At 35.9% G+C, this 13,363-nt stretch carries 10 protein-coding genes; 7 read left to right on the top strand and 3 right to left on the bottom strand.

From position 1 onward, the window contains the following. Positions 1 to 33 precede the first annotated feature (33 nt). Positions 34 to 2,196 (top strand): MarR family winged helix-turn-helix transcriptional regulator, encoded by a 2,163-nt coding sequence (locus DLJ74_RS03210; protein WP_109983326.1) that lies wholly within the window; start codon positions 34 to 36, stop codon positions 2,194 to 2,196. A gap of 341 nt (positions 2,197 to 2,537) precedes the next feature. Here DLJ74_RS03210 and DLJ74_RS03205 read toward each other — a convergent pair whose 3' ends face one another. Together DLJ74_RS03205 and DLJ74_RS03200 are read right to left on the bottom strand one after the other, a co-directional pair. Further along, a complete protein-coding gene (locus tag DLJ74_RS03205; protein ID WP_109983325.1) occupies positions 2,538 to 2,987 on the bottom strand; it encodes a competence protein ComK in 450 nt (149 codons plus the stop codon). Continuing rightward, positions 2,977 to 3,270 carry a helix-turn-helix transcriptional regulator gene (locus tag DLJ74_RS03200; RefSeq protein WP_181397417.1) on the bottom strand — a complete coding sequence of 98 codons (294 nt, stop codon included), beginning with the start codon at positions 3,268 to 3,270 and terminating at the stop codon, positions 2,977 to 2,979. Before DLJ74_RS03200 ends, DLJ74_RS03205 begins: the two co-directional genes overlap by 11 nt. A gap of 419 nt (positions 3,271 to 3,689) precedes the next feature. Here DLJ74_RS03200 and DLJ74_RS03195 point away from each other — a divergent pair, with 419 nt between their 5' ends. From DLJ74_RS03195 to DLJ74_RS03170, 6 genes are all read left to right on the top strand, one after another. Then, entirely contained in the window at positions 3,690 to 5,126 is a 1,437-nt protein-coding gene (locus tag DLJ74_RS03195) for an ABC transporter substrate-binding protein (RefSeq protein WP_245902249.1), read from the top strand. 71 nt (positions 5,127 to 5,197) lie between these two features. Further along, positions 5,198 to 6,139, top strand: a complete 942-nt coding sequence (locus tag DLJ74_RS03190) for a carbohydrate ABC transporter permease (RefSeq protein ID WP_109983323.1) — start codon at positions 5,198 to 5,200, stop codon at positions 6,137 to 6,139. Next, positions 6,136 to 6,951 carry a carbohydrate ABC transporter permease gene (locus DLJ74_RS03185; protein ID WP_109983322.1) on the top strand — a complete coding sequence of 272 codons (816 nt, stop codon included), beginning with the start codon at positions 6,136 to 6,138 and terminating at the stop codon, positions 6,949 to 6,951. The genes DLJ74_RS03190 and DLJ74_RS03185 overlap by 4 nt, the downstream gene beginning before the upstream one ends. Positions 6,952 to 6,982: 31 nt before the next feature. Further along, positions 6,983 to 7,990 carry a zinc-dependent alcohol dehydrogenase family protein gene (locus tag DLJ74_RS03180; RefSeq protein WP_109983321.1) on the top strand — a complete coding sequence of 336 codons (1,008 nt, stop codon included), beginning with the start codon at positions 6,983 to 6,985 and terminating at the stop codon, positions 7,988 to 7,990. A gap of 169 nt (positions 7,991 to 8,159) precedes the next feature. Beyond that, the gene (locus DLJ74_RS03175) at positions 8,160 to 10,301 is read left to right on the top strand and encodes a BglG family transcription antiterminator (protein ID WP_109983320.1); all 2,142 of its coding nucleotides are present in this window, start codon (positions 8,160 to 8,162) and stop codon (positions 10,299 to 10,301) included. After that, a complete protein-coding gene (locus DLJ74_RS03170) occupies positions 10,298 to 11,713 on the top strand; it encodes a PTS transporter subunit EIIC (RefSeq protein ID WP_109983319.1) in 1,416 nt (471 codons plus the stop codon). The genes DLJ74_RS03175 and DLJ74_RS03170 overlap by 4 nt, the downstream gene beginning before the upstream one ends. Before the next feature lie 126 nt (positions 11,714 to 11,839). Here DLJ74_RS03170 and DLJ74_RS03165 read toward each other — a convergent pair whose 3' ends face one another. Beyond that, a complete protein-coding gene (locus DLJ74_RS03165; RefSeq protein WP_109983318.1) occupies positions 11,840 to 13,285 on the bottom strand; it encodes an aminotransferase-like domain-containing protein in 1,446 nt (481 codons plus the stop codon). Between the last annotated feature and the right edge of the window lie 78 nt (positions 13,286 to 13,363).

Genomic DNA, 13,363 nt, shown 5'->3' with positions numbered 1-13,363 from the left:
AAATATTATGGTAAACCTTAAGGGGGGAAGGTTATGTATTCGCAAGAACAACGAGAGGGTTTTATAAGAGTATACGAAACTTTAAAATTGTACAAACGAATTACTCCAAAGAAGTTAAATGGAGAAGAATCAATAGATAAACAAAATATTATTAAGGATTTATACGTAGATTTATTACCTAATAAAGGAATTATAAGGAAATTATTATCTGATGAAACTTTTATATTATTAGGCCGAAGAGGTACTGGAAAATCTACGCTATTTGCAAGAGCTCAATATGATATTATAACTCAAAGAAAAAATTTATCTGCATATGTCAATGCAAAGTCGGTTGTAGACGATATGAAATTTCAGAATAATAGTTTGAATATACCAGATTTAGAGGGTGTTTTAGAGTCTGAACAATTGGGAAGGTTGTTATTAATAAAAAAATTCTTAAACGACCTATTTGAAAGTATTGTTGTCGAATTAAAAAGAGAAGAGCAAAATCTTTTTGAGAAGATAACTAGTAGGTTCAGAGATAACAGAATAGACTCTTTAATAAAAAGAATAGAAGATAAAATCGAAAATCCTGATATTCTAAATATAAATAGTATAGTTTCTAAGCAAACAAGAGAAACTGAAACTACTAATAAAACTAAGTCAGCTGAGGCAGGAGCAACAGGAAGTACTAGTGCAAATGGTGTCAAAGATGCGTTAGTAAAGATATATGCAAAGGCTGGATACAAGAAAGAAATAGCAAGTGGATTAGAAAATGAATCGTTAAATATTTTTGCCAAACTTTTTAATGTAGGAGATATTATAAGCGACATCAAACAGTTACTGGACATTACCAGTAGGGACAAGTTATATATTTTTATTGATGACTTTTCAGAGCTTACAGAAGGTGACATGGAGCTCTTCTATCAAACATTACTTAATCCAATATATAATTCAGCGAGAGATGAAATAGTTTTGAAAATCGCAGCTTATCCAGGAAGAATAACTTACGGAGAGTTAGAAGCAGGTAAATACGATTCTATTCAAATTGACGCTTTTGAGTTATATGGCCAAAATATAGTTGAAATAGAAAGGAAATCCAGTGATTTCATAAGAAGGTTGATTAAAAATAGAATAAGTTTTTATTGTAAAACCACACCAGATACATTCTTTGATACTAGTGAGCATTCCATGGAAGAGTATTATCTTTTATTATTTGAAGCCTCTATGAACATCCCAAGGACCCTAGGACATATACTTAGTCAGTGTTATGATAATGTAGTATCGTATGATAAAAAAATTACTAAATCTGATATTCTCAATGCTGTGGAAATGGTATACAGAAAAATTACTAAAACATATTTTGATAAAGAACATAAAAGTCAAGGAGTTTATAAGGAAAAATTGGACGTATATACACAGCATAATTTAATTGAGGCTTTATGTGAAATGGCATTAGAGTTAAAAGTTGAACTACCCAAAACTAATAATCAACATTTTAGTAAATTGGAGTATGCCCATTCGAGTCATTTTCAGATTAGAGCTGAGCTAGTTTCTTTCTTGGAATCTCTAGAATTTAACGGTCTAGTTCATAAGGTGAGTACAATTGCTCCAAAATCAACTAAAAATAAAAAAGCTAATATAGACGTATTTATTTATGCTTTTGATTATGGCCTATGTCAGTTTAATAAGATTTTATATGGAAGACCCGAAAGAACCTCAAGATATTCAAAGTATTATCAACAAAGAAGGTTTGATTTAAGCGAAACATTGATTAATACATTATCTAGTAATAAAAAAATTGTTTGTAAAAATGCTGATTGCGGAGCCCAATATGATATTAATGAGTTACCAATGATTGAACAGTTTGATATGATGTGTAGAAAATGTTATCAGAAGACCTGTGAGGTTGATTATGATGAGAGTATAACAGAATTAGTGAAGGAAAACTTAAAAAAGGCACAGTTTACTAAGGAAGAATTAGATATTTTGCAGGTTTTGGAAATGTACGTTGTTACATCGACAAATTTTAAAGCATACCCATTAGAAATTGGACAAGAACTTGATATTTCGTATCAACTTGTTTCAAGGATAGCAAGAGGGCTTATTGATTCCGAATTAGTAATAAGGAAGGAAGACAAAACAAATAATAATAGGCCATATTATGAAATAACTGAGAAAGGGAAAAAGACATTATCAACTATTTTGGAAATATGAAGAGAGCCGATAATGCCTTTCATATATATTACCCTATCCAACGTCACTTTAATCCTTCTAATTATGTAATATTGTTGTTAAAAAATCATATTATGCTAATATAACTAGAAGCATATTTTATTATAAATCGTGTGCACTAGTGAGACACGAAACTAATTAAATATTGTGATGGTAAGGGTTCTGGAGAATTGAAGTAAGGCACGATATATTAAATAGAGTTAGGGTAGCAATCATTTAATAAAGCTACCCTTTTTTATATGTTATTTTACCCTAACCAACGTTACGGTGAACCGTACCATAAATACAACTCAATTCATTTTGAAATATATTATATCCTCATCCTACATCAACTGCTCCATTAACACTTTAACCATCCCAGTTCGATTATATTGTTTTTGAATCGTGTAATAGGACGTCTCCATATTCACTGTTTGACCATTAATAAAGGTAATAGTGGACTGTTGTTCTTTATTTTCTATATATTTAATAGCGTGAAAAAATAACCAAATACAATCAAACGATGTAGTGGATTGTGTAGGAAAAGTATAGATATTTTGGGTAGGTTGTATGGGAACGGGGATTTTCTGTCTGAATTCTAAATGGTGTTGGACAGCTACTTTTCGGCCATGATAGCTAGATCCGTAGTGTAAACAATTTTCTTGGATAATATCAATTGGTCTTTCTTCACTTGAGATGATTTGATCATATTCAAGGATGGACGATTGATACATCGCATCATACAAGGGGAAAATGGCCATTGTATCTGGGGTAATTCGATAATTATTCCTCATCTACTTCACCAGTTCTTCTCTTATATGCTAAAAGTTCTCTTTCGTAATTTTCAAAAAGGGTATCTAGAGAGCAATTTAGTGCTTTTGCTATTTTTGCTATCGTAAGAAATGAGGTTTGAGGGTATTTACCACGTTCAATTTTGCCATAGTGCCTTTCATCAATCCCAGCAAGTCTGCCAACATATTCTTGCGTCCATTTTGGATCCTCTGCTTTTAAATTTTCTCGGAATTGTCTGATGCAATACCCAAGTATTTTTCCCTCAATATTATCGTGATACACCACAGTTTTACCCCTCATTATCCCTTTTCATCTATTATCATGGAAATGATTTTGGGTTAACACGTGGAGTATCACGTATTGGGGAGGTAGGAGCTTAACTCTTACTTGTTCTGCAATAGCTCGTTTTTCACAGGCTATGCTTCGAATAAAACAAGAGTGATGGATTAAAATTATTACTTAAATAGATGGGGAATGCCTTCATTCTCAAAGTGCAGTTAGCTGATAACAAATAGGAGAAAACACGTCAACTCTGAGCCTTTAAACTTAGCAAAGAAAGACCGCGAATCTGTTATAAAGGAAGTGGATTAAATTTTGTCACCAACTAATTGTGACAAATATATGACAAGTTACATGACAAAGGTAATAGGTAATTTGCTATGATTAAAAATGTAAGCGCGCTCAAAAATTAAGGAGGGAAATTGATGAAGAAATTTTGGGGTCTAATATTTGTCATGGTCATTATGCCAACATTGATTTTAGCAGGATGTAATACGAGTTCTCCTAATAATGCAACAGGACCATCAGGTAGTCCAAGTACCGGAACGGAAGATGCAAATGGGGGAACTGATTCCGAATCGGAAACTGGGTCAGATGGTGATACACTTACTGTTGCAACAGTAAATAATCCAGATATGAAAATTATGCAGAGAATGACAGAGGAGTTTTTTGAAAAGGATACTGGAATTAACGTAGAATTTGTTGTTTTACCTGAAAATGACCTTCGTAAAAAGGTAACAGAAGATGTGGCACTTGGAGCAGGACTATTTGATATTGTCACAATAAGTACTTACGATACACCAATTTGGGCGGAAAATGGATGGATTGAACCATTAACTCCGATGTTCGAGGAATTAGATGCTGATGAATTAGAAGCATATGACATGGAAGATGTGTTCCAAGTACTAAGAGATGCACTTTCGTATGAGGATACGCAATACGCCTTACCATTCTATGGGGAAAGTAGTATGCTCTACTACAATAAAACAATCTTTGAAGAGCTTGGACTAGAAATGCCATTAGAGCCTACATGGGAAGAAATTGGAGAACTAGCTAGAACGATCAAGGAGGAAACTGGAAAGCCTGGTATAACGTTAAGAGGTTTACCTGGTTGGGGTGAAGTAATGGCACCTTTAACAACGGTTATCAATGCGTTCGGAGGTTCTTGGTATGACATGGATTGGAATGCACAATTAAACAGTGAAAAAACGGTAGAGGCAGTTCAATTCTATGCTGACTTAATTCAAGATGCAGGACAGCCTGGAGCAATTAATACAGGGTTTACAGAAGCGCTAACATTAATGTCTACAGGAGAAACTGCTATGTGGTACGATGCGACTGTTGCAGCAGGTTTCTTAAACAACCCTGATGACTCTCAGGTTGTAGGTGAAATCGGATATGCATTTGCACCTAAAATGGAAAAAGAACATACAGGATGGCTTTATGCATGGTCACTTGCAATAGAATCTGCAAGTAAAAACAAGGATGCTGCTTTTGAATTTATCAAGTGGGCAACAAGTAAAGAATATATTGAGTTAGTTGGTGAAAAGGAAGGCTGGGTTGTTGCTCCATCAGGAACACGGACATCAACGTATGAAAATCCAAACTATCAAGAAGCGGCACCATTTGCTGAAATGGTATTAGAAGCAATTGAAAGAGTAGATTACGAACAGCCAACAGTTGATCCAGTTCCGTATGAAGGGGTGCAATATGTGGTTATTCCTGAATTCCAAGAGCTAGGGACAGAAGTAAGCCAGCATATCGCATCTGCCATTGCGGGAGATGTCACAGTAGAAGAAGCAATGAATGAAGCCCAGAAGCTAGCAGAAGCAGTCGCAGAAGAAGGCGGTTATAAAGAGTAGGGCAGTATAGTAGAAGGGGATTGAAGGATCCTCTTCTTACTATTCTAAATGTAAGCTGAGGAGAGTGAATCATGAATCAAAATGAGGCTGTTCAACAAAAATTAAAACCAAGAAGGGTATCTAAGCAGAACAGAAAAGCCCTAAATAACCCCCCAGTGAAAAGATTATTACTACCAACGGTCATCTATCTTATTATTGCAACCCAAATTCCGTTTATTGTTACCATTTATTATAGCTTTCAAGAATGGAACCTAATGAGGCCTGATAAAGGCGTAACCTTTACTTGGTTTGCAAATTTCATGAAAGCTTTACGTACACCTTCTTTTTATGAAGTGGCAATGAACACGTTAATTTTAACGATATCGGTACTAACGATTTGTTTTGTATGCGGCTTATTACTAGCGCTATTAATGAATCGAAACTTCATAGGCAAAGGAATTGTTAGAACCATGTTTATATCCCCGTTTTTCATTATGCCTACCGTTTCAGGTATTATTTGGAAAACAATGATCTACAACCCAAGTTTTGGATTCTCCTCTTATTTCGCTGAGTTATTTGGAGTAGAGCCATTTGATTGGTTTACGCAAAATCCACTGCTGGCAGTTATTTTTATTATTTCATGGATGTGGATTCCGTTTTTTATGCTGATACTGCTTGCAGGTTTGCAGTCATTACCGATCGAATTAATCGAAGCGGCACAATTAGATGGAGCAAATCGGTTGCAACAATTTTTTAATGTAACGATCCCACATCTTGTACGATATATCGAAGTAGTAGTTTTACTTGGATTAATGTTTATCCTACAAGTATTTGGTGAAATTTATGTAACCACTTCCGGTGGTCCAGGATTTGCGTCTACCAACCTATCCTTCTTAGTGTACCGTACAGGCTTCCAAAGTTGGGATGTTGGTGGAGCTTCAGCAATTGGGGTAATTACCGTTATTTTAACCATCGTTATGATGATGTTAATGTTTAAAGTCTTACGACGGATGTTTAAGGAGGAACAAGCATGAAAAAACTTACGTCAGGTGGATTGACTTTTCTTACCTATCTCTTAGCATTCTTGTTCTTCTTCCCTATTTTATGGGTGCTCATTACAGGGTTTAAAAGTGAAGGAGAAGCCGTCATTATACCACCAACGATTGCTTTTAAACCAACATTAGAAAACTATCAGATGATTTTGGATTTAGGTGTAGTTGGTTATTTCTTAAACTCGGTCACTGCTACTTTAGTATCCACATTGATTGCCTTATTAATTGGTGTACCAGCAGCATATGCCCTGACCATGTATCGTGTAAAAAAGAGAGACGATATTTTGTTCTGGATTATCTCTACTCGTTTTTTGCCTATAGCGGGTGTAATTATCCCACTATATCTCATTTTTAAAAATATGAATTTATTAGATTCCTTGACAGGATTAATTATTTTATATGCTGGGATGAATATTCCTTTAATTATCTGGATGATGCGTTCTTTCTTTAATGATGTATCCTATGAAATTATCGAAGCAGCTCAGATTGATGGTGCTACAGGAATTCAAAGTTTCTTTCAGATTGTTTTACCATTAGTAAGACCAGGGCTTGTTTCTACTGCGCTATTATCCATGGTATTTGCGTGGAATGAGTTTTTCTTCGCAGTTACGTTGAGCTACCATAAAGCAGCTACATTGCCTGTATATATGGCATCTTTCATGACACAAGAAGGATTATTCTGGGCAAGTATGTCAGCAGCAGCTACTATTGCCATTCTACCTGTTTTAATTTTAGGTTGGTTGACACAGAACCAACTTGTTAGAGGGTTAACGATGGGTGCTGTGAAAGGATAAAAGTATTAACATAAAATTGGAGGTAATTGTTATGAAAGCATTAGTTATTGAAAAACCAAATCACGCCGTCATTAAGGAGGTTCCATATCCTAAACCAGGGCCAAATGATGTAACCATCCGTGTGAAAAACGTAGGGATTTGTGGCACAGATATCCATATATTTTTAGGTGAGTTTATTTCACCATATCCTATTATTCCGGGGCATGAGTTCTCTGGCGTAGTGGAGGAAGTGGGGGCAAATGTAACAGAATATCAAGTAGGTGATCGAGTAACGGCAGATCCTTCCTTATTTTGTGGTCATTGTGAATTTTGTTTAACGAATAGGGGTAATCAGTGTGAGAATTGGGGAGCGCTTGGGAACACAGTTGACGGTAGTATGGCGGAATTTGTAAAGGTTCCAAGTAGCAATGTTGTCAAAATTCCTGATACTATGACATTTGCGGAAGCTGCCTTTATTGAACCAATGGCTTGTGTCGTCCATGGTATGAATCGATTACAGCTTCAAGTCGGTGATCGGGTGCTAATGTTTGGTGCAGGGGCAATGGGACAACAACTTATTCAATCCGTAAAAATGGCCGGAGCATCCGAGTTAGTAGTGGTTGATATTTCTCCAGATAAACTGGACATGGCTTTAAAATGGGGCGCTACCAAGGTGGTTACAAGTGATAATGTAAATGACGAATTATCAGATGAGTATTATCCGAATGGATTTGATGTCGTCATTGATGCTACTGGTATTCCTAAAGTAATTGAACAAGCATTCGGATTCATGGGCAAAACGGCTAAATACTTGCAATTCGGCGTGACACCAATAGGGTCAACTGTACCACTAGACCCTTTTCGGTTATATAATAAAGATTGGACATTAATTGGTTCCATGGCTATTAATCATACCTTTTATCCAGCTTTTCATTGGGTGAAGGAAGGCCGAATACAATTAAACCATTTAATCTCAAAGGAAATTTCGCTAGAAGAAACAGTAGATTATTTGAAGGGACCAAGAGATCCGAACAATCTTAAAGTTCAAATCAAAATATAATATTTAAAAAATACGCATTCGCTCATTCTTTCGCCAATGAGTTCATTTCTCTTATCCTTTAGACTATTGCATTGTAATTTTATATTCACTGTAAACGTACGAAAAGCCACAATATTTCTGTGGCTTTTCATCATATTATTCTCTAAAAAGGCGTTTAGGAGGGATTCAAGTGCAGCAATCGATGATGCTTAATTCTAGACAACGAGAGTTGTTGAGAGTGTTATTAAGTATGGATAAACCCATTTCCTATAAAGAATTATCCGAAATCTTTAAGTTAAGCATACGAACGATTCAAAGAGAAATGAAAGCGTTACATTCCTATTTCGATGCTTATAATTTGAAACTAGTCAAAAGAATGGGAAAAGGGATTGAACTAAATGGAGAGTTACAAGATAAACAAAAGTTAAATCAAGCATTAGAACAGGTGAAAATTTTAAACGCCTACTCACAAAGTGAACGTCAAGAAGGAATTATTTATGATTTATTGCTTGCGAAAGAACCTATTAAACAATATACGTTAAGTAAGAAATATGATGTAGCGGAATTAACGATTAGTAATGATCTGGAGAAAATAAGCAAATGGTTAGAAAAGGATACGGTAGAAATAGTAAAGACTCCAGGAATTGGAGTGTACATAGACGGAACGGAACAACAACGCAGAACGATCTTATCTCGTTTGCTTCATCGAGATATTACCTTTGAGGATTGGATAGAACTATTTCAAGGGAAAAAAGGGGAAGATAGATTGAATGGGAAGTTAGGGTTAGTCATTCGTAATCGCTTATTAAAATTTGTTCAGACTGACAAAATTCTAGATATTGACCGTGTTTTACAAAACGCACTTCTTGAACATCCTCATATCGTTCTAACAGATCGAAATTATGTTAACCTTATTGTCCATGTTATTCTTGCCTTGGAGAGAATCCAAAGTGGTGAAGTGATAGAGGAGGACACTACCATAGCTAGTGATGACTGGCATGATCCAGAGATATATTCATTAGCAGTATTAATAGTAGAAGGCTTAGAAAAATTGACGTCTCTGAGAATTCCAAGAATAGAGATAAACTATATTGCGCTTCATTTAGCAGGAACGAGAATCGATTATCAGAAGAAGCCGTTTGAAGATGATAATCAAGAGTTTACATGGATTGAACTAACGAAAAGTTTTATACGTGCGATAGAACATCATCTAGATGAAAGTCTAATAGAAGATAAGATTCTCTTTGAGGGGTTACTCTCACATTTTGCACCTGCATTTAACCGGTTAAAGCATGGGCTTCAAATTCATAATCCCATGCAAGATAAAATAATGGAGATGTATCCCGAGATATATCAAGCTTGTCAGAAGGCATGTGAATTATTAGCTAAAAAAACAGGTTATCATATTCCAGAAGAAGAAGTAGGTTATTTAGCCATGCATATCGGAGCATCCCAACTGAGAAAACATGAGCAAATCAGGCAATCCTATCGATGTATTGTTGTTTGTACAAGTGGTGTAGGATCCTCTACGTATTTAGCAACAAGAATTCGAACAGAAATGCCTAATCTTAGTGTAGAAGCGGTGTTATCATTAAAAGAACTTGAAGAGTGGTTAGAGAAGGATGAAAATTTTGATATTGTCATTTCGACTGTAAATGTTCCTTTTTTACAAGAGGAAAAAATCGTGATTGTTACCCCTTTTTTAAAGAAAGAGGATATTAAAGATATTGAACATGCACTAATAGAAATTGACAAGCATCAATTGGTTTTGAAAAGTGAAGAACAGACCTCACGGCAACCTTCACCAATACTTCCATTAGCGAAGTATGGCGAAGCACTACTCCAAATCTTAAAGAACTTTGTTATGTTTCAAGAAGTGAGATTAATGGAAAAAATGATCGATCAAATGGCTAGCTTATTAGTAAGTCATCAGGTTGTACGCGATATTAAAAAAATAGCAGTTGATTTAGAAAAAAGAGAAGAACAAGGTGGCTTCGTGCTAGGAAACCTGGCCATGATGCACGCTAAAACGGAAGGGGTTAATGAAATAATTGTCGCGATTTATCGCACGGAAGAACCAATATTATGGGAAAACGATAACGAAGAATTGTGTAGGATAAACGTAATATTAATGTTAGCTGTACCTGTTGAGGCGCCAAAGGAACATAAGGAGATGATAAGCGAAATTACGGCAATGTTAGTGGATGATCAGTTTGTCAATACCATTATGAATGGATCGCAAGAATCAGTGGGAAATTCACTGAAGGATATTTTATTAAATGCCTATGAATTAAAAATAACTGCATCTATAAAGGAGTTACAAAGACAATGAAGAAATTAGCACAAATATGGAGTGCTATGGTATACCAAAACATTGTTATTATTATAGTTGTTGGAGTAATTCGTGAGTTATTTGGAAATTATGGCTGGTGGTATAATCAAGAAATATTGAATATCGTCAATCCTGCTTACCACATTTTATTACCAATATTAATAAGTCACACAGGTGGGAGAATTATTGGTGGTCAAAGAGGAGCAGTGGTTGCTTCCATTGTTACATTTGGTTTGACTCTTTCCAGCACAGTTCCAGCGATAATGGGGGCCATGATAATTGGTCCACTAACTGGTTGGATTATAAAAAAGTTAGATCAAATGATTAAGAAAAAGCTCCCTGGTGTTGGATATGAACTGCTTATCAGTAATGTCTTGGCATCAGTAGTTGCCATTGCCCTCACTTTAATTAGTTATCATTATATTGGCGAGATCTTATCTGTTGGAGTGGAACGAGCAACTGACATATTAGCATCTATTATTAATTCTCATTGGCTTCCTTTAGCTGCAGTTATTATAGAGCCAGCCAAGGTAGTATTTTTAAATAATATTATAAATTTCGGTTTCCTATCACCTCTAGGCATACAACAAGCTAATGAGCTAGGTAAGTCTATTTTATTCTTGTTAGAGGCGAATCCTGGACCAGGGTTAGGGGTTCTCCTTGCTTATTGGATGAAAACAAAGGGGGAGCAAAGGAAGGGAGCGAAATTAGCTACATATATCCACTTTTTAGGTGGTATACATGAAGTTTATTTTCCTTACGTATTGAAGAATCCTCGACTTATTATTTCGCTAGCCTTAGGTGGAATGGCTGGAATCTACGTTTTTCAATGGTTTAAAGTAGGGCTTGTTGCTGTATCATCTCCTGGAAGTATTTTTCTAATTGTCGGGTTAGCTCCTAGAAATGATATGCTTTATGTCGTATTAGCTGTTTTAATTTCTGCACTTATTTCTTTTGGTTTAAGTTTAATTCTAATAAAAAGCGTATCTAACTCACCTACTGTTTCCGAAAATGAGAATACAATTATTGAATTCTACCAAATAGATAAAGAAGATGTATTAAACGAGACTAAGCAAAATGAAGACATTCATTCGATTAAATCAGTGGAAGGCAGGAACCCCTTTAATGACAAAAAGATAAAAACTATTTATTTCGTTTGTGAAGCAGGTATTGGATCCAGTGCCATGGGGGCTTCCATGCTAAGAAAAAAACTAGAACAAACTAGTCATCACATTACTGTTGAGAATGCCTCGATTGACGAAATTCCTGCGTATGCAGATTTAGTTATTTGTCATCAAAAGCTGTTACAAACTGTTCAAAAGGAGTTTCCTAAAAAGTCGATCTATCCACTGCCTACTTTTACTGACATGAAGGAATATGATTATCTAGTTAATAAGTTGATAGGGACATAGGGACAGGTCCCTTGTCCCTTTTTCGTTGAGATATTTTCTCCATATAATTATAACTTAAGCTAAAATCATTTGGAATAAAAGCAGAAGGCGGTTATTAGCTGAGTAAGACATCAAAAGTAATCCTGTTTATAAAACCCCCTTAATCAATCGAGCCAACCCAACCAATCCTTCCTCTAACTCCCCCAATGAAGCATAAGAATACGACAACCGAAGATGCTTATAGTCACTCTTATCATACACAATCCCTGGATTTAATAAGATATGCTCTTTCAGTGCTAGTCCAAACAGCTTCTTCGTGGAAATATCTATTTCCAGCCTAAGCCATATATAAAATCCACCTTCTGGAATACTCCAAGTAGCGATCTCCGAAAAATACGCTTTTAAAAGTTGAATGGTAAAATCCCTTCTATACATTAATTCTGCTTTTATTTCTTTTAGGTAATCTGTGTATAATCCATTAGAAAGCCACTTCTCTACAGCATATTGGGATAAAGAACTGGAACCATAGTCTGTTTGCATTTTGATATCGGCTAAGCGATCTATCACAGGTTCAGGACCTACAATCCATCCTACTCGTAGACCGGGGCTTAGTGTCTTCGATACGCTCCCAATATATAAAACATTTCCTTGCGTATCATCTGCTTTTAAAGGCTTTGGTGGAGGATTTTCGAACCATAAGTCCCCATAAACATCATCCTCAATAATAGGTAACGATATATTTTGGCACACCTTTAAGAGATTCGCGCGCCTTTCTTCCGTCATTAGGGTACCTGTTGGATTGTGGAAGTTAGGAATGGTGTACAGTAAAGCAGCAAGTTGTTGTTTCTTTAAACGTTCGATTTCCTTTATTTTGATCCCTTCTTGATCCATTGGTACGCCAAATAAATGCATTCCGGCTGATTGGAAAACATGAACAGAGTTTAAATAGGACGGTGTTTCATGAAGGATGGTGGAGCCCCTTTCTAATAGTCCCATAGAAATTAATTGGAGTGCTTGTAGTCCTCCCGAAACAATTAAAATCGATTCTGGAGATGCTACCATTCCTTTTGTTTTCAAATATTCACTAACCGTCTTACGAAGAGATAATAGCCCTTTTGGTTCCACATATCCAAGCGATAGGTTCTCGTGACCTGTTCGTAATATCTTCCTCATTCTATCATTCGGTAGTAGGCTTGGAGACAGTTCGCCAGTTCCTAGTCTAATAAATGTTGGATCTGCTTCTGCTCGATTAATTTCTTGGATAATATCGATGTTTGGCTTATAGATGCCGGAAGAAACATAGCTTTTCCAATCAGGAGGAGGTGTTGAAGTAAGTAAGCTCCACGTATTATTGATAACCCTCGTTCCATCCCCTACTTTGGTTTCTAATAAACCGTCTGCAATCAAACCTTCTAGAGCATACACGACAGTGCTCCGATTTACCTGGAATTGTTTCGCCATTTCCCTTTGGGTGGGGATTTTCGTTCCTACGGTCCATTCCCCATGCATTATTTTCTGCTTTAAGTAATGATAAATTTGTAAATGTAGTGGCTCGGAAGAATCTTTTAGTGGCTTCCATTGCATTTCATTCATAAGGGACCCCTCTATCTTATTTGTACTTTCTTTCTATACTATCAAATTGGTTGGGTCAATTACCATCCAATTGGTTGA

This window comes from Gracilibacillus dipsosauri (genome assembly GCF_003176895.1).
Lineage (GTDB): Bacteria > Bacillota > Bacilli > Bacillales > Amphibacillaceae > Gracilibacillus > Gracilibacillus dipsosauri.
This window is presented reverse-complemented; position numbering and strand designations above follow the sequence as displayed.